The sequence below is a fragment of the Alicyclobacillus acidocaldarius subsp. acidocaldarius Tc-4-1 genome, assembly GCF_000219875.1.
In the GTDB taxonomy this organism is placed as follows: Bacteria; Bacillota; Bacilli; order Alicyclobacillales; family Alicyclobacillaceae; genus Alicyclobacillus; species Alicyclobacillus acidocaldarius_A.
In genome coordinates, this window is the sequence record NC_017167.1 from 2,503,766 (window position 1) to 2,527,906 (window position 24,141).

At 63.7% G+C, this 24,141-nt stretch carries 28 protein-coding genes and 2 pseudogenes; 14 read left to right on the top strand and 16 right to left on the bottom strand.

The annotated features are described in order from the left end of the window. The first annotated feature begins 135 nt into the window (after positions 1-135). The 4 genes from TC41_RS12170 (at position 136) to TC41_RS12185 (ending at position 2,308) form a co-directional block, all read left to right on the top strand. A complete protein-coding gene (locus tag TC41_RS12170; RefSeq protein ID WP_014465369.1) occupies positions 136-1,026 on the top strand; it encodes a YitT family protein in 891 nt (296 codons plus the stop codon). Between the two features lie 88 nt (positions 1,027-1,114). Beyond that, complete coding sequence (locus tag TC41_RS12175) at positions 1,115-1,357, top strand: hypothetical protein (RefSeq protein WP_014465370.1); 243 nt, start codon at positions 1,115-1,117, stop codon at positions 1,355-1,357. Continuing rightward, a complete protein-coding gene (locus tag TC41_RS12180) occupies positions 1,354-1,545 on the top strand; it encodes a hypothetical protein (protein WP_041695427.1) in 192 nt (63 codons plus the stop codon). Before TC41_RS12175 ends, TC41_RS12180 begins: the two co-directional genes overlap by 4 nt. 79 nt (positions 1,546-1,624) lie before the next feature. Then, positions 1,625-2,308 (top strand): hypothetical protein, encoded by a 684-nt coding sequence (locus TC41_RS12185; protein ID WP_014465372.1) that lies wholly within the window; start codon positions 1,625-1,627, stop codon positions 2,306-2,308. A gap of 327 nt (positions 2,309-2,635) precedes the next feature. Here TC41_RS12185 and cysK read toward each other — a convergent pair whose 3' ends face one another. Further along, the gene (cysK, locus tag TC41_RS12190) at positions 2,636-3,559 is read right to left on the bottom strand and encodes a cysteine synthase A (protein WP_041695428.1); all 924 of its coding nucleotides are present in this window, start codon (positions 3,557-3,559) and stop codon (positions 2,636-2,638) included. An 88-nt stretch (positions 3,560-3,647) separates the two neighbouring features. Next, complete coding sequence (argR, locus tag TC41_RS12195; RefSeq protein ID WP_012811613.1) at positions 3,648-4,100, bottom strand: arginine repressor; 453 nt, start codon at positions 4,098-4,100, stop codon at positions 3,648-3,650. Positions 4,101-4,302: 202 nt separating this feature from the next. Between argR and TC41_RS12200 the strand changes: the two genes are divergently transcribed. Next, a complete protein-coding gene (locus TC41_RS12200; protein ID WP_258165047.1) occupies positions 4,303-5,547 on the top strand; it encodes a DNA polymerase IV in 1,245 nt (414 codons plus the stop codon). Between the two features lie 121 nt (positions 5,548-5,668). Here TC41_RS12200 and TC41_RS12205 read toward each other — a convergent pair whose 3' ends face one another. After that, the gene (locus tag TC41_RS12205; protein WP_041695429.1) at positions 5,669-5,956 is read right to left on the bottom strand and encodes a hypothetical protein; all 288 of its coding nucleotides are present in this window, start codon (positions 5,954-5,956) and stop codon (positions 5,669-5,671) included. 135 nt (positions 5,957-6,091) lie between these two features. On the opposite strand from TC41_RS12205, the gene TC41_RS12210 reads away from it, so the two are divergent. Further along, a complete protein-coding gene (locus TC41_RS12210) occupies positions 6,092-6,343 on the top strand; it encodes a DUF3243 domain-containing protein (RefSeq protein WP_012811617.1) in 252 nt (83 codons plus the stop codon). A gap of 52 nt (positions 6,344-6,395) precedes the next feature. On the opposite strand, the gene TC41_RS12215 is transcribed toward TC41_RS12210, so the two are convergent. The 4 genes and pseudogenes from TC41_RS12215 to TC41_RS12230 form a co-directional block, all read right to left on the bottom strand. After that, on the bottom strand, positions 6,396-6,791 hold the full coding sequence (locus tag TC41_RS12215; RefSeq protein ID WP_041695430.1) for a hypothetical protein: 396 nt from the start codon (positions 6,789-6,791) through the stop codon (positions 6,396-6,398). Further along, positions 6,761-7,195 (bottom strand): hypothetical protein, encoded by a 435-nt coding sequence (locus TC41_RS12220; RefSeq protein WP_014465378.1) that lies wholly within the window; start codon positions 7,193-7,195, stop codon positions 6,761-6,763. Before TC41_RS12220 ends, TC41_RS12215 begins: the two co-directional genes overlap by 31 nt. A gap of 173 nt (positions 7,196-7,368) precedes the next feature. After that, positions 7,369-8,053, bottom strand: a pseudogene (locus TC41_RS12225) (metal-dependent hydrolase). Beyond that, positions 8,050-8,427 (bottom strand): YlbF family regulator, encoded by a 378-nt coding sequence (locus tag TC41_RS12230; RefSeq protein WP_014465380.1) that lies wholly within the window; start codon positions 8,425-8,427, stop codon positions 8,050-8,052. The pseudogene TC41_RS12225 and the gene TC41_RS12230 overlap by 4 nt, the downstream one beginning before the upstream one ends. A gap of 151 nt (positions 8,428-8,578) precedes the next feature. On the opposite strand from TC41_RS12230, the gene TC41_RS12235 reads away from it, so the two are divergent. Beyond that, positions 8,579-8,971, top strand: coding sequence for a globin domain-containing protein (locus tag TC41_RS12235; protein ID WP_014465381.1), 393 nt, complete (start codon positions 8,579-8,581; stop codon positions 8,969-8,971). Continuing rightward, positions 8,968-9,474 carry a helix-turn-helix domain-containing protein gene (locus TC41_RS12240; RefSeq protein ID WP_014465382.1) on the top strand — a complete coding sequence of 169 codons (507 nt, stop codon included), beginning with the start codon at positions 8,968-8,970 and terminating at the stop codon, positions 9,472-9,474. The genes TC41_RS12235 and TC41_RS12240 overlap by 4 nt, the downstream gene beginning before the upstream one ends. On the opposite strand, the pseudogene queC reads toward TC41_RS12240, so the two are convergent. Both queC and TC41_RS12250 read right to left on the bottom strand, forming a co-directional pair. Further along, positions 9,471-10,153 (bottom strand): annotated as a pseudogene (queC, locus tag TC41_RS12245) (7-cyano-7-deazaguanine synthase QueC). The gene TC41_RS12240 and the pseudogene queC overlap by 4 nt on opposite strands. Before the next feature lie 59 nt (positions 10,154-10,212). Further along, positions 10,213-10,503: a (Fe-S)-cluster assembly protein gene (locus TC41_RS12250; protein WP_014465384.1), complete on the bottom strand. Its 291-nt coding sequence runs from the start codon at positions 10,501-10,503 to the stop codon at positions 10,213-10,215. A 297-nt stretch (positions 10,504-10,800) separates the two neighbouring features. Here TC41_RS12250 and ileS point away from each other — a divergent pair, with 297 nt between their 5' ends. Further along, the gene (ileS, locus tag TC41_RS12255) at positions 10,801-13,941 is read left to right on the top strand and encodes an isoleucine--tRNA ligase (protein WP_014465385.1); all 3,141 of its coding nucleotides are present in this window, start codon (positions 10,801-10,803) and stop codon (positions 13,939-13,941) included. A 142-nt stretch (positions 13,942-14,083) separates the two neighbouring features. On the opposite strand, the gene TC41_RS12260 is transcribed toward ileS, so the two are convergent. Beyond that, on the bottom strand, positions 14,084-14,905 hold the full coding sequence (locus TC41_RS12260; RefSeq protein ID WP_014465387.1) for an alpha/beta fold hydrolase: 822 nt from the start codon (positions 14,903-14,905) through the stop codon (positions 14,084-14,086). 143 nt (positions 14,906-15,048) lie between these two features. After that, positions 15,049-15,912 (bottom strand): serine O-acetyltransferase, encoded by an 864-nt coding sequence (locus TC41_RS12265; RefSeq protein ID WP_041695912.1) that lies wholly within the window; start codon positions 15,910-15,912, stop codon positions 15,049-15,051. A gap of 211 nt (positions 15,913-16,123) precedes the next feature. Here TC41_RS12265 and TC41_RS12270 point away from each other — a divergent pair, with 211 nt between their 5' ends. Further along, positions 16,124-17,512 (top strand): dipeptidase, encoded by a 1,389-nt coding sequence (locus TC41_RS12270; protein ID WP_014465389.1) that lies wholly within the window; start codon positions 16,124-16,126, stop codon positions 17,510-17,512. A 64-nt stretch (positions 17,513-17,576) separates the two neighbouring features. Here the strand turns inward: TC41_RS12270 and codY are convergent, their stop codons facing one another. From codY to TC41_RS12285, 3 genes are all read right to left on the bottom strand, one after another. Then, positions 17,577-18,365 carry a GTP-sensing pleiotropic transcriptional regulator CodY gene (codY, locus tag TC41_RS12275; RefSeq protein ID WP_041695913.1) on the bottom strand — a complete coding sequence of 263 codons (789 nt, stop codon included), beginning with the start codon at positions 18,363-18,365 and terminating at the stop codon, positions 17,577-17,579. 309 nt (positions 18,366-18,674) lie between these two features. Next, positions 18,675-18,989 carry a YerC/YecD family TrpR-related protein gene (locus tag TC41_RS12280; RefSeq protein ID WP_041695432.1) on the bottom strand — a complete coding sequence of 105 codons (315 nt, stop codon included), beginning with the start codon at positions 18,987-18,989 and terminating at the stop codon, positions 18,675-18,677. A gap of 186 nt (positions 18,990-19,175) precedes the next feature. Next, entirely contained in the window at positions 19,176-19,706 is a 531-nt protein-coding gene (locus TC41_RS12285; protein WP_148260207.1) for a sulfocyanin-like copper-binding protein, read from the bottom strand. 309 nt (positions 19,707-20,015) lie between these two features. Between TC41_RS12285 and TC41_RS12290 the strand changes: the two genes are divergently transcribed. Both TC41_RS12290 and TC41_RS12295 read left to right on the top strand, forming a co-directional pair. Then, positions 20,016-21,743: a multicopper oxidase family protein gene (locus tag TC41_RS12290; protein WP_014465393.1), complete on the top strand. Its 1,728-nt coding sequence runs from the start codon at positions 20,016-20,018 to the stop codon at positions 21,741-21,743. Positions 21,744-21,778: 35 nt separating this feature from the next. Then, the gene (locus TC41_RS12295; RefSeq protein ID WP_014465394.1) at positions 21,779-22,252 is read left to right on the top strand and encodes a hemerythrin domain-containing protein; all 474 of its coding nucleotides are present in this window, start codon (positions 21,779-21,781) and stop codon (positions 22,250-22,252) included. 100 nt (positions 22,253-22,352) lie between these two features. Here TC41_RS12295 and TC41_RS12300 read toward each other — a convergent pair whose 3' ends face one another. After that, a complete protein-coding gene (locus TC41_RS12300; protein ID WP_014465395.1) occupies positions 22,353-22,544 on the bottom strand; it encodes a hypothetical protein in 192 nt (63 codons plus the stop codon). 111 nt (positions 22,545-22,655) lie between these two features. Next, positions 22,656-22,913 carry a helix-turn-helix domain-containing protein gene (locus tag TC41_RS12305; RefSeq protein WP_014465396.1) on the bottom strand — a complete coding sequence of 86 codons (258 nt, stop codon included), beginning with the start codon at positions 22,911-22,913 and terminating at the stop codon, positions 22,656-22,658. Between the two features lie 87 nt (positions 22,914-23,000). Between TC41_RS12305 and TC41_RS12310 the strand changes: the two genes are divergently transcribed. Both TC41_RS12310 and TC41_RS12315 read left to right on the top strand, forming a co-directional pair. Then, the gene (locus TC41_RS12310) at positions 23,001-23,567 is read left to right on the top strand and encodes a GNAT family N-acetyltransferase (protein WP_041695433.1); all 567 of its coding nucleotides are present in this window, start codon (positions 23,001-23,003) and stop codon (positions 23,565-23,567) included. A gap of 77 nt (positions 23,568-23,644) precedes the next feature. Next, the gene (locus TC41_RS12315; protein WP_014465398.1) at positions 23,645-24,124 is read left to right on the top strand and encodes a helix-turn-helix domain-containing protein; all 480 of its coding nucleotides are present in this window, start codon (positions 23,645-23,647) and stop codon (positions 24,122-24,124) included. Positions 24,125-24,141: the final 17 nt, after the last annotated feature.

Below are 24,141 nucleotides of genomic sequence, written 5' to 3' on the forward strand. Positions count from 1 at the left end.
TCCTCCTCGGACCGCCCCGCGGTCCCTCACGGCTTAGAATCTAGCTTGATCATAGCTTTCACGAACCTGTCGTCAATTGCCCTTCAAATGCGTGTAGAATGGTGCCAAAGCCTGTGCGATGGGGAGACGTGAGTCATGCGCGTATACGACGACGTGCGCCGCATGGTGGGCATGCGCGGCGCCTCTCATCCCGCGCTCGATTGGACCTGGCGCATCGCGGTCATCCTCTTTTCCGACTTGGTGGGCGCCGTCGCGGTCAACAACTTCCTCACCCCCGCCCACATCCTCGCCGGCGGCGTCACGGGCGTGGCGCAGATCCTCCATCACTACGTCCCCGCCCTCGGCGTAGGCACCATGTACTTTGTGTTCAACATCCCGCTCTTCCTCCTCGGCTACCGATATCTCGGGCGCCGGTTCATCTTTCAGACCGGCATTGCCATCCTTGGCTTCTCTGCGCTCGCGGACTTTGTCCGACTCCATTTTTCCACGCCGACGGATCTGCTGCTCATGAGCCTGTACGGCGGCGTGCTCACGGGCCTTTCGTCGGGACTCGTCATCCGCGTCGGCGGCTCCATGGGCGGGACGGACATCGTGAGCCTCGTGGTGCATCGCCTGACGGGGCGCAATATCGGCTCCGTGAGCTTTGTCATGAACGCCGCCATCGTCCTCTTGTCCATGCTCGTCTTCGGCGTGCCCGCAGGATTGTACACCCTCGTCAGCATGTACGCCGCGTCTCGCGTTGTCTCGGGCCTGATGCACTTCCAGCAGCGGAAGACGGCACTCATCGTGACCTCGAAGCCAAGCGAGGTGGCAAGCGCCATCGGCCAGCGGCTCGTGCGCGGCTCGACCGTGATGCGCGCGTATGGCGCGTATACGCAGCGCGAGCGCGGCGTGCTGCTCTGCGCCATGACGCACCTCGAAATTGCGGATCTCAAGGAGATTGTCCAGTCGCTCGATCCGGACGCGTTCATCACCATCCTCGACACGACGGAGGTCATCGGGCGATTCCGGCAGAGCGCGCCGTGACGAGATCGCCAGGTTTAACTTTTCGTCTCTGCGAGCAAACTTGTAAGGAGCGTCAGTCTGGAAACCCTCGCAGGGAGGTCGATTGCCCTTGAAGATCCCGTTGACCGTCGTCGTGGCCCTCGCCGCGTGGGCCGTAGGTGTGTGGCCGAGCGTCGACGCGTGGGCGGACGCGTCCGTCCTTCATCATGCCTTGGCGCACGCGCTGTTCCTCGTGTCGGGCGGATTGCTAGGGTTCGAAGCCGCCCGCTATGCGGCGCAGAGCGCGGCGCGCCAGCGAACTGAGGAGCGCGAGTACGGCGCCGCCGATGCGGAGGAGGTGGCGCAATCGTGAAGCTTTCCCCATGGTTGCACGCCGGTGTGGCGTACGTCGGCGCGGCGGCGCTCGCGGCCACGTATTTGCCGGGCGTGATGGACGACGCGCTGCCGGCGGTCCACTTTTCGCAGCACCTCGCCATCACGGCGGCCGCGTTTCTGACGGCGTACGGCGTGGAGCGATTGCGCCAGTCCGCTGGAAAGTGAGCGAGACCTGCGACAGACCCCCACAGTTTCACCTCGATGTGACGAATGAATGTGATACCACACAATCGAGGTGACTTCTGTGAATCGGGGTCTTTTTCTCGCCATCGCGGCGTCGGCGGTCAGCCTCCTGTCGTTCACCGGAGCGCCTGCCGCCGAGGCGCAGACCGCGCAGGGCAACGTGCTTTTGGCTGTCGCCAACGCCACAGGCAACGGAACCGGCGGTGCGCCCCCGGGCAATGGCACTCGACCGAATATCCACCAGATCATCACGCAGTTTGAGCAGGCGATTGCGCCGTATGAGAACATTCATCCGACGCAGATCTCCCATCCGCCGCTGCCGACGCAGTCCCTGCCGACGTCGCCCGCGGCCATCGATCAGGCGCTTCAGCAGACGCTCCAGTCCTACAAGCAGGCCACGCAGAGCGACAGGCAGGCGCAGGCCCAACTGCAGGCAGCCTTCAGCGCGTACATCAGCGCACTTCAGCTCTTCGTCCAGGTGGGCGATCTCAATGTCCTCACGCAGCAGACGCCGGATTCCACGGCCGTCGTATCGTATCTCGAGGATGCACTGTACACGCAGGCGGAGGTATCCGCCGACTTCCAAGTCCTTGAGCAGGCCCACACAGCCGGAGACAACAGCAAGCTGCTCGCCGCGCTCCTGGACATGACGCAGCTTGAACAGCAGAAGGTGTCGGACATCAAGACCGCCACGAAGATCCTGGCGAAGATGACGAGCACGCTCCAGGCTGGACTGTCCGACTAGGGCACGGGCGCCGCGCCATGCGGCGCTCGTTTTCTGTTCGGCGGGTTCGTTCGGATTCCGCGTCCAACATCACGCTCGGACGCGGCACCCGGGTGGGGGTATGCGGGGTCAGTCTTCCGCGTCCTGTCACGCAAGCCTCAAACAAACAAAAAACCCCGCCTCGCGCTTGAGACGGGGTTTCCCGCAGACCGGGCAGTCAGGGATAGGTACAGTGTAGAACAAGGTCAACTACACCACACCGTCAGTATATCGGGTCCGCGAACTCCTCACATGAGTCTTGAGACCTATCTTTGCGATTGCAGCGCCGAAATTTCGATGCAAGCCCCGTCAACTCTGGTACAAATCGGACGACAGATACCGTTCACCGGTATCCGGGGCCATGCACAGCACGCGCGCCTCCTTGGGAAGCGCCGCGGCGATGCGCAGACCGTGAAAGACAGACGCCGCCCCGGACGCCCCGAGCAGAATGCCCTCTTCGGCGGCGACGCGGCGCGCCATCATCTGGGCGTCGTGATCGTCAATGAGCAGGATCTCGTCAAACGCCTCGCGGTTCAGGATGCTCGGCACAAATCCCGGACCCGTGCCGGGGATTTTGTGCGGACCCGGTTGACCGCCCGAAAGGACAGGGGAGCCCTTCGGTTCCACGACGTAGATTTTGATGCCGGGGATGCGCTGCTTCAGCACCTCGCCCGTGCCCGTCACCGTGCCGCCCGTGCCAGCGGTCAACACGAGCGCGTCGAGCTTTCCCTCGAAGTCCTCGATGATTTCAAGCGCCGTCGTCTTGCGATGTGCGTCAGGATTCGCGGGGTTGTCGAATTGAGCCGGAATGAAGCTGTGCGGAATACGCGCGGCGAGCTCCTCGGCGAGCTCAATGGCGCCCTTCATCCGCTTCGACTCGGGCGTCAGATGCACCTCGGCGCCGTACGCCTTGAGCAACTTGACGCGCTCCTCGGTGGCGTTCTCGGGCATCGTGATGATGCAGCGGTACCCTTTGGCGGCGCAGACCATAGCGAGCCCGATGCCTGTGTTGCCCGACGTCGCCTCGATGACGGTGCTCTTCCCCGGGATAAGCTTGCCCTGACGCTCCGCCTCCAAAATCATGTTCAAGGCCGGCCGATCCTTCACGCTGCCCGCCGGATTTTTGCCTTCGAGCTTCACATAGACGCTCGCGCCGTTGGGATCCGGCAGGCGGTTCAGGCGAACGACCGGCGTGTGTCCGACGAGATCGAGAATCGAGTTGTACAGTGGCATGGCCAATCTCCTCACGCGCCGCGGCCGAAGCCGCAGCAGAAATATACCAACTTCTATAGTATAACTCGGAAAACGCGAAACGCCAGCGTCACCCGATGTTCAGCGTCTCGTTGAGCAGGCGGACGGCGGCCTCCTCGTCCTGGCACACGAGCAGCATCGTATCATCTCCACAAATGGTGCCGAGCAAGCCGGGCGGATCCAGCGCGTCCATCAGCGCGCCGATGGCGTGCGCGTTCCCAGGGGCCACCTTGATGACAATGAGGTTGTTGGCGCGCGCGTGCGAGATGAACACCTCCGCCAAGCGACGCTGCAGCGCATCCACCGAGACCTTGTTCACCGCGGTGGGCAGGGCGTATTTGTACTTGCCGTTTGAACCCACCACCTTGACGAGCTGCAGTTCCTTGATGTCGCGCGAAATGGTGGCCTGCGTGACGGGGAATCCCGCCTCCTCGAGTGCGCGCACCAGATCCTCTTGGGTCTCAATCTCGTTCTGGCTTACAATCTCGCGAATGCGCATCAAGCGCTGTTCCTTGCTCTGCACAGACAGTCTCCTTTTCATCCGTCGCATGATTGTCGCTCAACGATGCTGTCCAACAAGGATTTTACCGCATCCTGTTGCGCTTGATCCGAACCTTTCACGTTGAAGTGGAGAAGGTATCGAGGGTTCACGAAATCCACGAGCGCTCATCCCGCGCTTGCGTTACACTGATGCCTAGAGGTGATTTCGCATTTCGCAGCGGCAAATCCTTCACATCGACATGAACGCGTTTTACGCTTCGTGTCACGCCGCCGCCGATCCGGCGCGCTACGCGGGCAAACCCGTCGCCGTCGCGGGCGACCCGGCCACGCGCCACGGCATCGTGGTCACCGCGAGCTACGAGGCCCGCGCCCGAGGCGTCAAGCCGCCCATGCCGGTCCACCAGGCTCTGGCGCGCTGCCCGGAGCTCATCCTCGTGCGGCCCGACTTTCGGTTGTACCGCGCGTATGCGCGACAGGTGTTCGCCATCGTGCGCGAGTTTACACCGGATGTCGAGATCGTCAGCATTGACGAGTGTTACGCCGACGTCACGCGCGTGCCAGGCGGGGACAGGCCAGTTGATCTCGCCCGCGCCATCCAGGCGCGCCTGCTCGACTCGCTTGGGCTTCCGTCGAGCATCGGCGTGGCGCCTAACAAGTTCCTGGCCAAGATGGCGAGCGACATGAAGAAGCCGATGGGCATCACGGAGCTCCGCACCGATCACATTCGCAGCTTACTGTGGCCGCTCGCCATCGAGCATATGCACGGCGTCGGCCCGAGCACCGCGAAGAGGCTCAGGCGCCTCGGCATCCTCACCATTGGCGATCTCGCCGTGCAGTCGTTCGATGTCCTCGCCCGCGCGCTCGGACCGCGGGCTGCCGAGCTGAAGGCGCGCGCCAACGGCATCGATCCGCGCCCGCTTGAGACGGAACCTCAGCCGCCAAAAAGCGTGGGCCATTCGATGACCTTGGCGAAGGACGCGCGGTCGTTCGCCGAGGTGGAGGGCGTCGTGATGGATTTGTGCGATCGCGTCGCGTCGCGCATGCGCCGCTATGGCCTGATGGGCCGCGTGATTGCCGTGGTCGTGCGGGATCGCCGCATGCGCACCTCGCGCCACCAGGACACCCTGGCGACGTACGTGCGCCACACCGGTGAACTTTTTCAAGCCGCGAGGGCACTGTTTGAACAGATTTGGCCGGCCGAGCCGGTGCGACTGCTCGGGGTCTCGGTGGAGGGCCTGGTGCCGCGCGACGGGCAGGGCGTGCAGCTTCACCTGTGGGACGCCGTGCCCATCGCAGCCGAACCAAGGGACGAGCGGCTGGAGAAGCTCGAGCGTGCCATCGACGAGGTGCGGGCCAAGTTTGGCCCGAACGCCATTCGCCTGGGCCGCTCGCTCTCCGGGCAGAGGGACGACGTGCACGCGCGCGGCACGTCGCTCGAACGATTCGATGACGAGGAGGAAACACCGTGACGGATCCTTTGCACGGCAACCTTGACCCGATTGGGACCATTCTGGCGTGCCTCGTCCTGGCCATCGGCCTGGTGGCGTGGACCAGCAGGCGGTCGTGACGAGCCGCCTGCTCCCATCATCCTCACGCGCGAAGCCGCATGCGCCCCGGCCGCTCTTCCCGCGCCGCGCTCTGATACGCTTCTTCTTCCAATTGCCGCGCCCGTTCGCGATCCGCTCCGAGCCAGAAGTACAGATTCGCCCCGATGTAGAGCGCCAGCAGAAGCAGCCAAAGCGCCGAAAACGTGCCCGCGACGCCGTGCTCGAGCTTCGGCAAGCGCGGCACGCCGTACGCCGCGAGCGCGAGCGCCGCAAGCCCATAGATGGCCGAGTACGTCCGCACCTGTCTCGGCACGCCCACTTTTCTCCGCATACCGCGTCCTCCTCCTTTGCCTGTCCGACATATATGCGCCAAGCTTCCGAAACATGCAGCGCCCCACATCGCATGACTCTCGCTACATCGGGGAACATTGAGCACGAAACCAATGCACTTGGAGGAGGATGAGCCATGGGCGTCATGGAGACCTTCGAGAACTGGAAGCAATTCTTAGGGGAACACGTCGATCGCGCGAAGGAAGCCGGTCTGAATCAGGATCAGCTCGCGAACATCGCCACGAAGGTCGGCGAGTTTTTGGCGAGCAAGGTGGATCCCAAAAACCCTGAGCAACAGCTCCTGAAGGAAATGTGGAACGTGGCGGACGATGAAGAACGCCGCGCCATCGCGAGCATCATGGTGAAAATGGCGGATCGGGCGCACTGACGAAGAGGCGCCGTCCGGGCCGTGTGCCCGAGGCGGCGCCTTTTCGTTCGCGTCAGGTGAGCGCGGCCCACGCGAGATGCCTTGCTCCGTCCCACCAGGCTACCCAATGGCCATCGGTGTAGAAGGGCGCGGGAAGCGCGGTCTCGGTTTGCGACGGCCGGTGGAGCAAAAGCGCGCGCCCTCCGCCTGCGTCGCTCTGATCGACGGCGAGCCAGGTGGCGTCGCCGCTTGCCGTCCCCGCCTCTCCATCCGTCCACTGCTCCAAGACGGATGCGCCCAACCTGTACGCGAACAAGGGATACGGCGCGGAGTTCTCAGGTGAGTTCGGCTTTGGGTTCGCGTTCAACTGCAAGATGGCGGTCTCGTCGGTCGCCGCATAGAGCGTGCCCGGGTGCCAGAGGGGGACGGCCGTCCGGTTCACCGGGCCTGGTGAAAGGCTGATGCGCACCAGTCGCGCAGAGGCGGACGGATCGAACGGATGCTTCGATATTGCCTCCACGCACCACAGCGCCCGCTCTCCCACGGCCATCGAGAGCACGGATACTGCACGACGCAGAGCACGTGCCCGTCGATGGACCAGACCTGGCAGCCCGGCAGTGACAGATGGTGAACCGCTCCGTACGGTGCGGCCGCCGAGCGGAACGAGATGCGCTCGATGGGGAGTTCGGCCACGGCGTGCCTTTCGCTCATGACCGGCGCCAGGTTTGCGTGCCGCGGTTCGGCGTACGTGAACCACACCACATCGACCGCCGCCACGTCAAACAGCCCTGCGGCGACCCATCGAACCCAGCGCGCCATCCTCGACGCCCCTCTCTTCAGGTGCACGTGCACGTCTCGCACCGCGCGAACCATCGGTTGTTGTTGGATCTAATTCCACGAGATAGAATCTCGACGATCAACAAAAATATCCAAGATAGGAATGAAAGGAGGCTCGGTGGCATGGAGCATGGACTGGGGCAGCCTGAGGAGGCGACGTCAAAACGGCAGGCGCCGCCTTCGCGGAACCTGCCGTCCATTTCCACGTATCACAACTCGAACGTCTCGCCGATTTTGAGCTCCACCGCGTCGATGCCGCGCGCCTTACAGTCCGCGACGAACTTCGCACCGTCCTGCGCAATGAGCGGGAACGTGTTGTAGTGCATCGGAATGACCTTTTTCGCCTTCAGCCACTCCGCGGCAATGAGCGCGTCGTCCGGGCCCATGGTGAAGTTGTCGCCGATGGGGAGCAGCGCGAGATCGATGGTGTTCAATTCGCCGAGGATCTTCATGTCGCCAAACAGCCCCGGTGTCCCCGGCGTGGTAGATGGTCTTGCCCTCCAGAGTCAGCAGGAAGCCGACCGGCGGGCCGACGTACACCAAGCCGTTCTCCGTCTCCACGCCGGAGCCGTGGAACGCGAGCGTGACCTTCACGCGGCCGAACGGAAAGTCCCGCTTGCCGCCGATGCCCATCGGATGGACATTCAGCCCCTTGCTGGCGTAGTAGACGGCCAGCTCGTTCGCTGCAATGATGGTCGCGTTGTTGTTGCGCGCGATGGTCTCCGCGTCGAGGACGTGATCGGAATGGCCATGCGTGAGGACCACCCACTGCACCTTGATGTCCTCCGGTTTCGCCACCGCGTTCGGGTTGCCGCTCAAAAACGGATCGATGACCAGGCGATGTTCTCCGCTTTCGATCACGAAACAGGACTGACCGTGGTACGTCAGTTTCACGACTCTCGCCCCACTTCCCTCATCATTTCGTCCAGCGACGCAAGGCGGACGTCGTCCAGCGGCTCGGAGACGATGCGCTGGACGTCCATCCACAGCCGCTGAAGCTCGAGATCGGCCTCCAGGTACGCCCGCGCGTCCTGATTGAGCTGCACGATCTCGAACAACTTGCGCAACGTCTCAAGCTCCTCCTGCGCAGGCTCTTCGCCGCGGAGCCGCTTCATCTCGAGCTGGTACTGGCGCCGATAGAAGTCGAGCACCATCTGCTTTGTCGGCTCGTCTCGCTCGATGACCTCCTTGACCCGCTTGGCGCGCTGATACGGCTCCCACTCGCGAATGGCCCGCGCCAGGGCGTGCGCATGATCATACGGGTTCACGCGCCGTCCCCCCTTGCCGTACAGGTCTATTATACCGCCCGAAGAAGTCATGGGAAAAAGCTCGAGAATGCGAGGTCCTCGCGCGGAAGCTGCTGCGCTGCGCAACATGTTCGCTTTCGGTATACTGTTCGGAAGAGGAGGGTGGACCTCTGTGGCAACCACAACGCTTTACGAGGCCGTGGGCGGCGCGAGCACCTTTCGCAAGCTCGTGGACGCCTTCTACGATCGCGTCGCGCAGGACGAACTCTTGAGGCCGCTGTTTCCGCCGACGTTTGACGAGGTGAAAGAGCGGCAGTACTGGTTTTTAACGCAACTGTTCGGCGGGCCGAGGCTCTACACCGAGCGCCGCGGTCACCCGATGCTTCGGGCTCGGCACCTGCCGTTTCCCATCACCGTGCGCCACGCGGAGCACTGGCTCCGATGCATGGTCCAAGCCCTGGAAGAGACCGGAATCCCTCCCGCCGCGCGAGCCGCGATGCTCGAACGGCTCCGCGGGATCGCGCTGCACATGGTCAACACCCCCGGAGAGGAGGAAGAGGCATGACGCTGTCCTCGCCCACGCCCTCGGTTGGCGAGCGCATCGCGCAACTACGGAAGGAGCGGGGCCTGACGCAGGCCAAGCTCGCGGAGCGCGCCCGCCTGTCGACGAGCGCCATCGCCATGTACGAGACCAACCGGCGGCAGCCGGACGAACGCACGCTCGCGCAAATTGCCGAGGCGCTCGGCGTGGAGATGGCGCAAATTGCGCCGCACCTCGCCGCCGCGGCCGTGCCCCCACCGCGGCATCAGCAGGCCAAGCCCGCGCCCAACGAGAGCCACCCTGGCGACAGGGCGGCAGCCTCGGAACCCAACCGGGTGGAGCGAGAAGCCGGCGACGCGCCCGGCGTGACGCAGCTTGTCCTCACCAAGGACGAGGCGCGGCTCATCCTCTTCGTCCGCATGCATCCCGACGCCATGCCGTTTCTCCAGTCGTACGTGACGGCCGATCCCGACAAGCGCCGCCAGCTCGAGCGGGCGTGGCGACTCATCCAGGCGTTCCAAGGCTAGTCGTTGAAGCCGGGGCGGTACGGGATGGGATCTTTCGCGCCCGCCTCCGCAAACCCCTTCAGGCGCAGCCGGCAGCTGTCGCACTCGCCGCACGCCACCTCGCCGCCCTGGTAGCACGACGTGGTGAGCTCGTACGGCACCCCAAGTTCCAGCCCCTTGCGCACAATCTCGCCCTTCGTCCAGTGCAGAAGCGGCGTCTCGATGCGAATGGGCCGCCCCTCGACGCCCGCCTTCGTGCCGATTCTCAACACATGTTCCACGCCTTCGATGAACTCCGGCCGGCAGTCCGGATAGCCGCTGTAATCGAGCGCGTTTACGCCGATGTAGATGGCTTCCGCACCGATGACCTCCGCGTACGACGCCGCGATGGCGAGAAACAGCAGGTTTCTGCCGGGCACGTACGTCACCGGAATCTCGCGGGACACGCCCTCCGTCGGCACGTCGATGGATTCATCGGTCAGGGCGCTCCCCCCGATCTGGCGCAGAAAGTCGATGGACACAATGCGGTGGTCCTTGACGCCGTAAAACGCCGCCACCTTTTCGCCGACTCGAGCTCAATCCGGTGCCGCTGCCCGTAGTCAAACGTGATAGGGCAAAGCTCATAGCCCGCGGCGTGCGCGATGCCCATGCACGTCGCGCTGTCGAGCCCCCCGCTCAGAATCACCACAGCCTTTGCCATGCCCACACGCCCTTGTCGAGAATGCGTTCTGATGCTCGGCTTGTTTAGCGCCCCGGGCGTCAGCAGCCCACCGGCGCCGTTTCCCCGAACACGAAGCCATCCTCACTGTAATCCAGCACGACGCCCTCGAGCAACTTGACGAGCGCCTGCCCCACTGTCACCTCGACGTCGCCGTCCGGGCCGCTCACGCGGATGACCGAATCGAGCGGCGTCGATACCTCGTCGATCACGACCTGAAACCTCGGCCCCCCACACCGATAAGCGCGGTCGATCCGGATGAATTCGCCAGGCGCAAGCTCTTCTCGCGCGAGGCGAAGAAGCTCTTGAGCCGCCCGCTCGCTCACCTGCACGCGAAGTCCCCCGCTTCCCTGTACAATCTCTGCACTCCACAGTATACTATACGTCGAAAATAGGAAATGGACGAAAGCGGCACGCCCAGATACGGCTGCCCAAACACTCGTCCCCGGCGGACGAGTGTTTTTGTTGCATCTTTATTTTTGTTCTGAACTTCACTTTAGGCGAATTTTTGTTTCGAACTTCACTGTAAGTGAAGTCCTGCCTATTCTTTAAGTGAAGTCCTGCCTTTTCTTTAGAGTGAGGTCCGGTGAAAAGCAAGATCCCGGCGAAATCCCAACAAGGAGTGAACCATGCAGATGGCGATGCGGAAGGTCGACGCCAAGGAACCGGCCACGTCGCGCGAACAGCGCGTCCTCGAATTCTGGAAGCGGGAGAACATCTTCCAAAAGAGCGAGAAGGCGCGCGAAGGGCGGCCAGAGTGGGTGTTTTACGAGGGCCCGCCGACAGCCAACGGTCTGCCGCACCCTGGGCACGTCCTCACGCGCGTATTCAAGGACCTGTATCCTCGGTACCGCACCATGAAAGGCTACCACGTCATGCGCAAGGCGGGATGGGATACCCACGGTTTGCCCGTCGAGATCGAAATTGAGAAGAAATTCGGCATGAGCGGCAAGAAGGACATTCAGGCCTTCGGCATTGAGCGTTTCGTCCAGGCTTGCCGGGAGAGCGTGTTCAAGTACGAGGAGGTCTGGCGCGAGCTCACGGAGCGGCTCGGCTACTGGATCGATCTCGATCACCCCTACATGACGCTGACGGACGACTACATTGAGTCGGTCTGGCACCTCCTGAAGACCATTTACGACAAGGGCTGGCTCGTGGAAGGCCACCGCGTGAGCCCGTACTGCCCGCACTGCGAGACGACGCTCTCCAGCCACGAGGTGGCGCAGGGCTACAAGGACGTGAAAGATCTCTCCGTCACGGCCAAGTTCCGCGCGAAGGACGACGTAGACGGCCGCCCGACCTACTTCCTCGCCTGGACCACAACGCCCTGGACGCTGCCGTCCAACGTGGGCCTCGCGGTGAACGAGGATCTGACCTACGTCCTCATCCACAAGGCGAAGTCCGACGAAAACGTCTGGGTGGCCGAGGGGCTACAAGGTCAGTATCTCGAGGATGGCGACCGGATCATCGCGCAGAAGTCCGGGCGCGAACTCGTCGGATCGGCCTACACGCCTGTCTTCCCGTACGTCGTGCAGGAGGGCAAGAAGCATATCGTCATCGCGTCGCCGCACGTGACGGACGAATCCGGTACAGGCATCGTTCACATGTCGCCTGCGCACGGCGAAGAGGACTACAAGGCGTGCCAGGCGGCGGGGCTCATCTTCGTGAACTTCGTCGACGAATCGGGCCGATTCACGAAGGACGTGTCCGACTACGAAGGCCGGTTTGTGAAAGACGAGGACTTGAACGTCGATCTCGTCAAGGATCTCGCGTCGCGCGGCCTGGTGTACGAGAAACACAAGCACGAGCACAGCTACCCGCACTGCTGGCGCTGCGACACGCCGCTCATCTACTACGCGATTCACTCCTGGTTCATCCGCACGACGGAGTTCAAGGATGCGCTCATCGCCAACTCGCAGTCGGTCAACTGGATCCCGCCGCACATCCGCGACGGGCGCATGGGCAACTTCCTGGAGAACGTGATCGACTGGAACCTGTCGAGATCGCGCTATTGGGGCACGCCGCTTCCCATCTGGCGCTGCGACGCGTGCGGGGAGATCGAGTGCATCGGGTCTCGCGCGGAGCTAGAGGCGAAGGCGGGGCGCTTGCCGAAGGAGCTGCACAAGCCGTACATCGACAAACTGGTGTGGCCCTGCCGCTGCGGCCGCGGCACGATGGTGCGCGTGCCGGAAGTCATCGACGTCTGGTTTGACTCCGGCTCGATGCCGTTTGCGCAGCTTCACTATCCGTTTGAGAACCGCGAGCTGTTCAGGCGCCTGTACCCGGCGGACTTCGTCTGCGAGGCCATCGACCAGACGCGCGGCTGGTTCTACAGCCTGCTGGCCATCTCCACGGCGGTCACAGGCAAGGCGCCGTACAAGAACGTGCTGGTGCTCGGCCACGTGCTCGACGAGCACGGCAAGAAGATGTCGAAGTCGAAGGGAAACGTGATCGATCCGTTCGACGCGTTCGACAAGCACGGCGCCGACGCGGTGCGCTTCTACTTCGTGTCGAATACGCAGCCGTGGAACTCGCAGCTCTTCTACCACCGCGCGGTGGCCGAGGCGAAGGCGAAGTACATCGACCTGCTGCAGAACATCCACCAGTTCTACGCGCTGTACGCCGGGATCGACGGGTTCAACCCGTACCAGGCGGAGCCGGTGCCGGTGGTCGAGCGGCCGCTCATGGACCGGTGGCTCATGGCGCGCCTCCATCAGACCATTCAGGGCGTGGACGAGGCGTATGAACGCTACGACGCCACGCAGGCGGCGCGGCTCTTGCAGGCGTTCGTGGACGAGCTCTCCACGTGGTACGTGCGGCGCAACCGCGATCGCTTCTGGGCAGACGGCATGGAGAAAGACAAGGTGGCGGCATATCTCACGCTGTTCGAAGCGCTGAAGACCGTGGCGCTTCTCACGGCGCCCATCACGCCGTTTTTGGCCGAGGATATCTACCAGAACGTCGTGCGCCTGGGCGGCGACGCGGCGGAGGTGCCGGAGAGCGTGCACCTGTGCGACTTCCCGACGGCGGATGCGTCCCTCATCGACGAAGGGCTCATCCGCGAAATGGCGCTCGTGCTGCGCGTCGTCGAGATGGGGCGGCATCTGCGCAACGAGAGCAAGCTCAAGACGCGCCAGCCGCTCGCGGCGCTGTATGTGCCGAAGGCGCAGCAGGACGTGATCGCCAAGTTCGCGGACGTCATCCAGGACGAGTTGAATGTGAAGGAGATCCGCTTCGTCGATCTCGACGAGATCGCGCGGCCGACGTTGTATTTGAATCTGAACGCGGTGGGCAAGGCGTTTGGCCGAAAGACGCCTGTGTTGAACGAGGCGGCGAAGAACGCGGACGAGGCGCAGATCCGCGCGTTCCGGGAAACAGGCGCGGTGGTGCTCGAAGGCGAGACCCTGACGCAGGAGCACGCCGAGATCCGGTACGAGGCCAAGTTCGAGGGGTTGGTGACGGTGGACAACCGGCTGTTTGTCGGCCTCGAGACGCGGCTCACGCCGGAACTCATTGAGGAGGGCTACGTGCGCGAGGTCATCTCGAAGATGCAGATGATGCGCAAGGAGGTCGACTACGGCGTCACGCACCACGTGCGGTTTTACGCGGAGGGGGATCCGGAACTGCTCGACGTCATCGCGAGGAACCGGGCGCGCATCGACGAGACGGTGCTCGTGCGCGAGTGGAGCGACGCGCCGCTCGCCGACGCGGATCTGACGAAGGAGTGGGACGTGAACGGCAAAAAGCTCACGCTGTCGGTGGGGCGCTGACATAGGAGAGGGGCGAGGGCAGTGATGTCCTCGCCCGTTTTGGTTGGATAGGCACGCTCGCGAGGAGGAAGATGTTCATGCCCTTTGCGTTGAAGCGCGCGTGTTGCTCCAGCATCTCGAGTCGCGCGAACCCTGAATGACTTTAGCCCTCGCGCCCTGCCCCATCTCCGACCCCGTCCAGAAATGCCAGCGCATCGCGGAGGACGGCGCCACCCGCCTGCATGGCAAACCCGTGGCCGCAGCCCGCGTACAGCTTCAGCCTGGCGCCCGGGATGCGGTACGCGAGGCGCTCCCCGTTGATATACGGCAAGACGCGATCTTCGAGCCCGTGCATCACGAGCGCAGGGCACGACAAACTCGGGAGTCTCTCCCAACTCCCCCGCCACCGGTCCACGGCATCGAGCTGCGCCTGATACACCGCCTCCGGCATGTCCGCCCGAAGCAGCAGGCGGAAGGCGCTTTGCAGATACGCCTCGTTCTTCGCGCGAAACGCCTCCGGAAAGAAAAGCCGCATGTACCACTCGGCACGCTCGGCGACACTTGCCGGACGGGATCGCATCTCCCGCTTGACCTCATCCGGCTGGACCATCTGCGCACCGCCGCATGAGGTGGCGCCGAGCACGAGGCTTGCGACGGTCGCTGGATAGCGAAGCGCGAGCTCCTGCGCAATCATCCCCATCGAATAGCCCAGCACGTGCGCGCGCTCGACGCCTGCAGCATGGAGCACCGCGCGGGCGTCGTCCGCCATCTGCTCAAGCGTCCACGGTTTAGACGGATCCGCCTCCGACTGGCCCGCGCCGCGGTTGTCGAAGGCAATGACGGTGTGTGTTTCCGCCAGTCGCCGCACAAATCCGGAGCCCCACCAGCGGATGTTCCCGCCGACGCCCATGATCAAAAGCAGAGGATATCCTTCGCCGCGGACCTCGTAATAGAGGCGCGCGTCGGGTCGTTCGGCAAACGGCATGGCTCAACCTCCCTGCATGGGAACACAAAAAAAGGCACACCCACACCTGGGTGGCCCAATATAGGGGTAAAGGGGTACTTCAACTGTAACACATGTCCAGTCGAAGTGCCACACATTTGACGCATCGATGGAGCAAATCAAGCTCAGGAACGCGCGTTGCGCGTGCGCACGACGCTCTCCGCTTCGTAGATCACCTTGCTGTACGGCAGAACGGACTGCGTCACCCACGCGTTCGAGCCAATCACGCTGTGATGGCCAATGACCGTCTCGCCGCCGAGCACGGTGCAGTTGGCGTAGAGGATGACGTAGTCCTCCACCGTCGGGTGGCGCTTGACGTGCCGCTGATACTCGCCTTCCTCGTCCTTCGGAAAGTACAGCGCGCCGAGCGTGACGCCCTGGTAGATCTTGACGTGATTGCCCACCACGGCTGTCTCGCCGACGACGATGCCCGTGCCGTGATCAATCATGATGCTCCGCCCGATGGTGGCGCCTGGGTGCAGATCCACGCCGGTCACCCGGTGTGCATACTCCGTCATCATGCGAGGCAAAAGCGGAACCCCGTGGCGGTAGAGCACGTTCGCCGCGCGATACACGAGGAGCGCGAAGATACCCGGATACGTGAGGATGACCTCGTCGCACCCCGTCGCGGCCGGATCCCCATTCACGGTCTCGGTGATGTCCTCGTACACGAGGCTCTGAAGCTGAGGAAGATATTCGATGTACGCGTCCGCCGTCTCCCAGGCCCGCTTTTGCGTGTCGGCCGTCCCAGAGGACAAACAGGACTGGTACGTCGCCCGGTGCACCTGCTCCGCGAGCTCGGCGCGCAGGCGGTCCAGGGTATGGGAAAGGTGCTTTCCACCTTCGGCATCGAAGTAGTTCGGCAAAATGGCCGCGCGCGTCCACTCGATGATCTCTCGGATGGCCCGCGGCTCCGGATGACAGATGCGCCCCTTGAACATGCAGACGCTCTGCTGCAGCAGATGACTTGCAATTGCTTGGGTGTCCATGCCCATCTCGTCTCCTCTCGCCAGCGGCAGTCGCGCTTCGAAAGACAGTATACACCTGTGGCGGATCGCAAAAAACTCTGTATACCGTAAGACATAATAGGAATTGGGCGATCCGCGCGACCGCCGTCCCCGACCCCATTTTGTTCCCATCGGCCGCAGATTACGCTATGCTCGAACTGGAACGCACGATAGAGAGAGGAGTCGTGACACGTTGGATGCCATTCGCGAGGTCGAGAGCTACCTGGAGCGGGAGCGCGACGCGCTGCTCGAGGAACTGAAGGAACTCCTGTCCATCCCGAGCGTGAGCGCCCTGAGCGAACACCGCGGCGACGTCAGGCGCGCGGCGGAGTGGATTGCCGGGCGGCTGAAGTCCACCGGCTTCGAACACGTGCAACTCATGGAGACAGGCGGCCACCCGCTCGTATACGCCGACTGGCTCCACGCGGACGGCCAGCCCACCGTGCTCGTCTACGGGCACTACGACGTGCAGCCGGTCGATCCCGTCGAGCTGTGGGAATCGCCGCCGTTCACGCCGACCGTGCGCGGCAACAAGCTGTACGCGCGGGGCGCGAGCGACGACAAGGGTCCCACGTTTCTGCACATCGCCGTCCTCTCCGCCATGCTGAAGGTGCACGGACGCCTGCCCGTGAACGTGAAGTTCTGCATCGAGGGCGAGGAGGAGGTGGGTTCCGCCCACCTGCACAGCTTCCTCGAGCGGACGCGGGACCAGTTTCGGGCGGATCTCGTCCTCATCTCCGACACCACGCTGGTTGGACCCAACCAGCCCGCCGTCGTGTACGGCCTGCGCGGCCTTGCCGCGGCGCAAATTGACGTCCGCACGGCTGCATCCGACCTCCACTCGGGTCTCTACGGCGGCGCCGTGCCGAATGCCGCCCGGACCGTGGCCGAGATTGTCGCGAGCTTCCACCGGCCGGACGGCAGCGTGGCCGTCGAGGGATTTTACGATCGCGTCCGCCCGCTCACCGAAGCCGAACGGGAGGAGTTCGCCAAGCTGGGGCACGACGAAGAGGCACTCAAGCGCTCCCTGCAGCTCGCGGATCTCTGGGGCGAGCCCGGATACACCGCGCTCGAGCGGATGTGCGCGCGGCCGACGCTCGAAGTGAACGGCATCTGGGGCGGCTTCCAGGGCGAAGGCACGAAGACCGTCATCCCCTGCGAGGCGCACGCGAAGATTACCTGCAGGCTCGTGCCGGATCAAGATCCGCAGGAGATCCTGGACCTCATTGAACGGCACGTGCAAGCGCATGCGCCGAAGGGTGCGCGCGTCACGTTCGTGCGCCAGGACGGAGGCAAGCCGTACGTCGCGCCCTACGATCACCCGGCGCTTCAGCTCGCCGCTTCCGCCTACGAGCACGCGTACGGCCAAAAGGCCGTGTTCACGCGCATGGGCGGGTCCATCCCCGTGGTGGAGACGTTCTCGACGCTCCTGCACATCCCCATCGTCATGATGGGCTTCAGCCTGAACGACGAGAACTTCCACGCGCCCAACGAGCACTTCTCGCTCGACAACTTCGACAAGGGCCTGCGGACACTGACGTACTACTACCATCAACTGCCCGCGGCCATGCGCGGTCGCTGAATCGGCACACGCAAACAGGCGGTCGATCCCGCCGCGGGGACTCGGCCGCCTGATCTCATCCGCCTCATCGCTCGAATTGGCGGTTGATCTCCTCTTCCACGTAAGGATTCAGGATGCGGAGGTGCGTGCCCTTCATGCCGAGCGAGCGGCTTTCGATGGTGCCCGCGCTCTCCAGCTTCCGAATACTGTTGACAATCACCGAGCGCGTCACGCCGTGCTGATCCGCAATCTGGCTGCTCACCACAATGCCCTCCGGCGAGTTGCGAACCGCGTCCAGCAGGTACTTGGCGGCCTGCAGCTCGGAGAAGCTGAGCGATTCCACCGCCAGATGGGCGAGCGCGCGCTGCCGGCTCTCCTCTTCCTTCTGCTGTTGCCGGGAGTGCACAATCTCGAGCGCCACGACTGTCGCCGCGTACTCGGCCAGGATCTGGTCGTCCTCGTTGAACGGCCGCTGGGACCTCGCGAACAGCAGCGTGCCCTGGCGCTCGCGCGCCCCGATGATGGGCGTGATCATCAGGTGCTTGGAGCGGAACGACTCGTTCTCCTCAGGGGAGAACACGTAGAGCGGCTTCTTCTGCTCGTCCGTCAGATTGGCAATCGTCTGCTCGATGCGCAGCAGGTGTTTGTTGAAGTCGCCCGGGAACCGCTGTTCCCGCGTCATGATGTTCAGCCACTCCTCGGTCAGCTCATGCTCCGCCACGCCATAGCCGAGGATCTTGCCCTTGCGCCCCACGATGTACACGTTCGACTGCATGAGGCGGCTCAAAAATTCCGCGACTTCTTGAAATTCCACCTGCTCGTTCGAGCGGTGCAACAGTTGTCCAAGTTCTTGTACCTGTTCCAACAAACTCACGATCTCGTCACCTTGTCCTTCCTCCGGCATCCGCCGGCGTTTTGTACCTTCCCTGACCGCCAGGCCACGAGGGCGGCGGGATCTCCCACGCACTCCGCATTCGCAGAATTGTCTCTGATGTTCAAATTATCACCATAACACAGACAATTTATCCACGCGTAATGAGCTTACTAGACCATTGTCCACTTGTCAAATGAACAAACTGCGACAAACACTCCGCGCCTACGCGGGTGTCTGCCGCAGCTCATCGCCTGCGAGAACCAGTTTGCACCAAACACTGGTCTTTATGCAAGTGGAGCTAACACACCGTTACGATTTCCCGCTCTCGGCGGGCTTTCCATACAGCCGATCCAAGATGATGCGATATCCGTCCGCTCCGTAATGCAAACAGCGCTTGACGCGGCTGATGGTCGCGGTGCTCGCACCCGTCGCCTCTTCGATGGCGTGATACGTGGCGCCCTCGCGAAGCATCCGCGCCACGGCAAATCGCTGCGCCAGCGACTCCACTTCTCCCACCGTGCACAGATCCTCGAAAAAGCGGTAACACTCGTCCTCGTTCTGAAGCGCCAGGATGGCGCGGAACAGTTCGCGCACCTCGGATTCGTTCAGCCTCTCGAGCGCCATGTGCTTCATCCTTCACTGCTGTGACGTACCAAAGTCAGTGTAGCAAAATGGCGCTTTCATGACTAGGTGTGGGCGCGGCCGGACGGATTCCCAGGGGGCAGCGGTCTCCTCCATCGCGGCGATGAATGTTCACCGCCGAGCACGCCCACCGCACGCCCACCGCACGTCCCGGCGCCGCCAAAGCGCTCAGGACGAATGGTTCACGAGCAGCGAGGGTTTTTTGGCCTGGCTCGAGACCACGAGCTTGTCCCACATGCCCGCGAGCGCATGCCCCGGAACGGCACACACGAGCGCGAAGTTCCCCGCCCGAGAAGCGGTGAACTCCACGTTTTCCGCCGCGCCCTTCGGGCTTCCCTCGGATGGATTCGGGGTTTCGGCGCCCGGAAAAGCGAGCAGGCTCGAGTCGAAGCTGCCGCGGTCGTAATCGCCCTCAGGGACCACCATGGCGCTGTGGGGCGTGAAACTCGCATTTCGGAAGTGAATCTGGACGCGCCAGCCCACAGGCACCACGAGCGTCATCTCGCCGTTCGCGTAGCCGTCGAAATTCATGCCGCCGTTTTCACCGCCGTCGCCAGCAATCACCGTCCACTCGACCAGGCGATGCGCGGCGTTCCAGGTGACGAGCGGAGCCTGTGGTTTCGAAGGCTGGGATGTGGTCCCGCACCCCGCACAAACCATCGCCGCCGCAACCACAGCCAAAACACTGCGCGTGCGCATTCGTTTCATCCGCCTTTCCGAAGGACCGACTATTATGTCCATGGTAGCACGGGTCGATGTTCCGCGCATCCCACCGCCCGCCTGGAGCGGAGGACGTTTGGAGCATTGGTCGTCCGGAAGCGGTCGAGGTTCCGCCGATGGCCACGCAACCAGGGACAGATAGATAGAGAGAGAGATCAAGCTTTACAAATCGGCGAATTCGTCGCCATGAACCAGCCGCCCTCGACCCCTACGCGTTGATCCGCGCCAGACCTGGGCTTAAGATGACGCACGACGGCAGACGAGAAAGGGAAGACAGGAGGTGCGAAGGTGCGGCGCAGAGCGAAGCTCAGCATTGCTGCAGGAGCGGCGGCGCTGGCGGTGGCGGTCGGCGCGGTGGGCGTTTACGAAGCACATCGCGGGACGGCGACCCAGGCCATCGATGCCCCGCTCGCCCGCGTGCCCGGGCCCGGCGGAACGTATACGCCGGTCAGCGCGTTTGAGCCGCGGGTTCCCCAAGGCGCGCGGGTCGACCACTTCACGCTGACCGCCGAGTACCGGACCCTGACGTTCGGTGGCGAAACCCTGCGGGCGATGACCTTCAACGGCACGGCGCCTGGCCCGCTGCTCATGACGCACCAAGGCGACGTGGTGGAGGTCACAGTGCACAATCGCCTGTCGGTGCCTTTGACGGTGCATTGGCACGGCATCCCGGTCCCAGCCGCCGAAGACGGCGTGCCGGGTGTCACGCAGAACCCCATCCCGCCAGGAGGTTCGTACACGTACGAGTTTGTGGCGACCGAGCCCGGAACGTACTGGTACCATTCGCACGACGACAGTTTCGAAGAGGTGGGACTGGGACTCTACGGCGCCATCGTCGTCCTGCCCAAGCACCCGCTGTATCCGGCTCAGCGAGACTACACGCTGGTCCTGCACGAATGGTCGAACGCGTCCACCGCCAAGGCCATGATGGCGAACCTCGCCTCCGGCGCGCGGGATGCGGGCTCCGCCGGTGGCATGATGAGCCAGGGCATGATGAGCGGTGCGGGCTCGATGGGCGACATGGGCATGATGGAATCTGCCGCAGGGAACCAGGCGAGCACCTCCATGCTGCACGTGCTACCAGGGCCTCCCCTCCGCACGGGCAGCTTCGCGCCGACAACCGACGACTACGCAGCCCTCGACGAAATGGCGGGCATGTACGGCACCTTCACCGTCAATCAGAACGCGGACGGCACCACCGTCTTGCCCGCCAAACCGGGCGATCTCGTCCGCCTCCGCATCGTGAACAGCGGCAACATGACGCACCTGTTGACCCTCATCGGCGCGCCCTTTCGCGTCGTGGCGCTCGATGGGCACGACATCGCCAACCCCGGCTGGCTGAAAGGCGTCCTGCTCCCCATCGGCGCGGCCGAGCGCTACGACGTGGAATTCCGCGTTCCACCGTCCGGCGCCGCGTACCTCGTATGTGCCGATCCCGACGCCACCGCGCGCCAGGAACTGCGTGCGGCCATCGGCGAGCCCAGGGCATGGTCCGCGTTCCGCCCCGTTCCCGAGGCCGAACTGGAGCATGAGCCCTGGTTCGACTTCACCGACTACGGCCGCGGCCGTCTTCCCGGCGAGACCGTCTTCCGCCTCCATCAGGCGTATCAGGTCCGGTACAACATGAAACTCACGGTCGGCATGTCGCAGACCGGCATGGTCTACGCCATCAACGGGCGCGTGTTTCCAAACATCCCGCCTATCATCGTGCACAAAGGCGACGCGGTGCTCGTGCACATCGTGAACGACAGCCCCTACATTCACCCGATGCACCTGCATGGTCACGACTTTCAGGTGCTGACCCGGGATGGACGGCCGGTCCAAGGGAGCCCCATCTTCCTCGACACGCTGAACGTCTTTCCCGGCGAGTCGTACGATATCGCGATTCGCGCCGACAACCCCGGACTTTGGATGTTCCACTGTCACGATCTCGAACACGCCGCATCCGGCATGGACGTCATCGTCCAGTATGCGGGCATGACGGATCCTTATCCGATGAATGAAATGTCGGAATAACGGAAGCCCGGAAGCCACACAAGGGAGGACTGAACATGGGAAAACGCCGCCACGAGGCGCTGCAGCCGCTGTCTCGCCATCACCACTACGCGCTCGTCGTCGCCATGCACCTCACCCGCCGGGAACAGCCTATCGAGTTGCTCCTTCGCGAGCTTCGCCAGTTCTGGGAACACGGAGGACAAGCGCACTTCCGGGAAGAGGAAGAGGTCCTGCTTCCCGCCTACGCCAAATATGGTTCGCTCGATCGCGGCGAGATCGCGCAGATGCTTCTCGATCACGTCAAGATCCGGAGCCTGGTGAGCCGCGCGCTCGAAGACGGCGACGCATCCGTGCTGGTGGAATTGGGCACCATCCTACGGGCGCACGTCCATCTTGAGGAACAGGTCATCTTTCCGCTCATCGAAGAGACGCTTCAAGAACCGGACCTGACGCGCCTCGCCCCTTTCTTCGAAGAGCATCGGGCGTCGTCGCCGTACGCTCGGCAAGGCGAACCGCAGGAGCGCACATGAGGTGCGCGGACACGGCGGTGGACCCTGCCGAATCCGGGCGCGGGAATCGGCCGGGCGGACGGCCCGCCGCCTTCGTCCCTTCCCGTCTCTGAACCGCTGCTCAGCGCTTCAGCGTCCGAATGACCTCGAGGAGATGATCGATCTCGTCCATGCGCGCCCGGCGTTCCTCCGCCCCACCCGCAAATTCGTCGGGATCGCTCTCCTCCAGCTTGTGCCGCCGGTGCTCGAGCGCCCTCGTCACGTGCCGGATGGCATCCTGGTAGCCGCGTTCGGCTTCGGTCTCCACACCCATCCCCCGTTTCTCCTCGAACGTGGCGCCAAACCGCTTCCCGCGTATGCGGGCTTCGGCGCGCCTCCTGCTCGTAGCATACACCAACGAGGAACGCCTGTGGGCCGCAGCGGATCAGGCGTTTTCTCCGCCGGGATGGCGCGGGATATCGCCTTTGTCCGTGCGCGCATCGCCCCACAGGTCGCTCAGACTGACGCCGAGCGCCTCTGCGATGAGCCCGAGCTTCGCCGCGTTGCTGCCCCGCGCGCCCGACTCGATGGCATAAATGTAGCTCACGCTCACGCCAGCCCGCTCCGCCAACTCCCGTACTGACAAGCCGCGCAATTTGCGATAGTATCGTAAGCGTTGGGCAAGTTCCGCCACGCGAACCACTCCGTTACATTTCTGCGATTGAGAAAATCATATCAGAATTTGTGGCTGGGCGGTAGTGGGATTTTACGATGGAAGAAGGAGATCCGCGTGAACACGGGAGGCCGTGAGGCGTGCCGCCTGTCTGTGAACGACTGGGAAGCCCTTGAACCCCTCTACCTGCGGTGGGCTGGCGATCCCGGCTGGCCGACGGACGCCCGCGCGCGCAGTGCGTGGAACCGCCTCGTCCAGACCTGGCAGGTGGGAGCCTGGCTCGGCGATGCCGCGGTGGCCGTCGCGAAAGAGGGCAGCGAACCGGTGGGATACGCGGCGCTGACGCTCGCCGTAGACCATCACCCGGCGCTCGGGCGCGCGATGGAGGTGGGCACGTTCGTCGCGCCGACGCACCGCGGAACAGGCGTCAACCGACAGCTCAAGCGGTGGTCCGCCGAAGAGGCGGCGCGCTTCGGCGCGCAGTGGCTGGCTGCCTGCATCCCGGTGTCCAACGAGCGGGCGGCCCGCGCGTTTCTCAAAGCGTTTCCCAACGCCGTGGCGTACGAAGCGGCAGATCCGAGCGCCGGCCCGTGGCGGGACTACGTCAAGCAGCGTGCCTTTGCCTCCGGTGAGCCCGTCCGCCTGTACGTCGTACCCTTGCACAGCGATTCACACGGCACGTGATTGATCTGGCGCGCCGTTTTGTCTACATTTGTGTAAAGGTCACACAGTTGTGGACACCGCGGAAGGGAGCTTGGCCCATGAGCCTTGGACAGCGCCTCCGCCGCCTGCGCGAGGAGCGCGGGTTGACGTTGGCACAGGTTGCGACCGCCGCCGGGCTTTCGGTGAGCCACCTTAGCGCCATCGAAAACGGGACGCGCCGCAATCCGTCCTTTCACATCGTGGCTCGCATCGCACGCGTGTACGGCGTGCCCGTCGATTCGCTGGTGGAAGAGGAGGACAAGCGGCCGGGCGCTCCGCAGGGCGCGAACGTGGAGTACCAAGGGCCCTCGACGCCGTATCTCGAGATGGCGCGGCGGCTGGCGGAGGCCGACGCCCTGTCCCACCCCGCGCGACTGCTCGAGGTCATCGCCGCCCTGCTTCGCGAGCGAGAACAGGCCTACGAAGCGGGCGCGTCCGGTCCGAAGAACGGAAACGAGAAAAAGGAAGAGGGCGCGAAGGAGGGCCGAGAGGCAAAGCGCAAGCCCGCACCGACGGACGACCGAAACAACAACGATTGACCCCGCCGCCAGGGCGA

Bases quoted from the DNA above. Each gene is read 5' to 3' on its own strand.
- TC41_RS12210 (WP_012811617.1), top strand. From the start codon at position 6,092: ATGGGCGTCATGGAGACCTTCGAGAACTGGAAGCAATTCTTAGGGGAA.
- TC41_RS12240 (WP_014465382.1), top strand. From the start codon at position 8,968: ATGACGCTGTCCTCGCCCACGCCCTCGGTTGGCGAGCGCATCGCGCAA.
- TC41_RS12285 (WP_148260207.1), bottom strand. From the start codon at position 19,706: ATGCGCACGCGCAGTGTTTTGGCTGTGGTTGCGGCGGCGATGGTTTGT.
- cysK (WP_041695428.1), bottom strand. From the start codon at position 3,559: ATGCCACTGTACAACTCGATTCTCGATCTCGTCGGACACACGCCGGTC.
- TC41_RS12280 (WP_041695432.1), bottom strand. From the start codon at position 18,989: ATGGCGCTCGAGAGGCTGAACGAATCCGAGGTGCGCGAACTGTTCCGC.
- TC41_RS12315 (WP_014465398.1), top strand. From the start codon at position 23,645: ATGAGCCTTGGACAGCGCCTCCGCCGCCTGCGCGAGGAGCGCGGGTTG.
- TC41_RS12300 (WP_014465395.1), bottom strand. From the start codon at position 22,544: ATGGGTGTGGAGACCGAAGCCGAACGCGGCTACCAGGATGCCATCCGG.
- TC41_RS12260 (WP_014465387.1), bottom strand. From the start codon at position 14,905: ATGCCGTTTGCCGAACGACCCGACGCGCGCCTCTATTACGAGGTCCGC.
- TC41_RS12170 (WP_014465369.1), top strand. From the start codon at position 136: ATGCGCGTATACGACGACGTGCGCCGCATGGTGGGCATGCGCGGCGCC.
- TC41_RS12265 (WP_041695912.1), bottom strand. From the start codon at position 15,912: ATGGACACCCAAGCAATTGCAAGTCATCTGCTGCAGCAGAGCGTCTGC.
- TC41_RS12220 (WP_014465378.1), bottom strand. From the start codon at position 7,195: ATGGTTCGCGCGGTGCGAGACGTGCACGTGCACCTGAAGAGAGGGGCG.
- ileS (WP_014465385.1), top strand. From the start codon at position 10,801: ATGCAGATGGCGATGCGGAAGGTCGACGCCAAGGAACCGGCCACGTCG.
- TC41_RS12205 (WP_041695429.1), bottom strand. From the start codon at position 5,956: ATGCGGAGAAAAGTGGGCGTGCCGAGACAGGTGCGGACGTACTCGGCC.
- TC41_RS12295 (WP_014465394.1), top strand. From the start codon at position 21,779: ATGGGAAAACGCCGCCACGAGGCGCTGCAGCCGCTGTCTCGCCATCAC.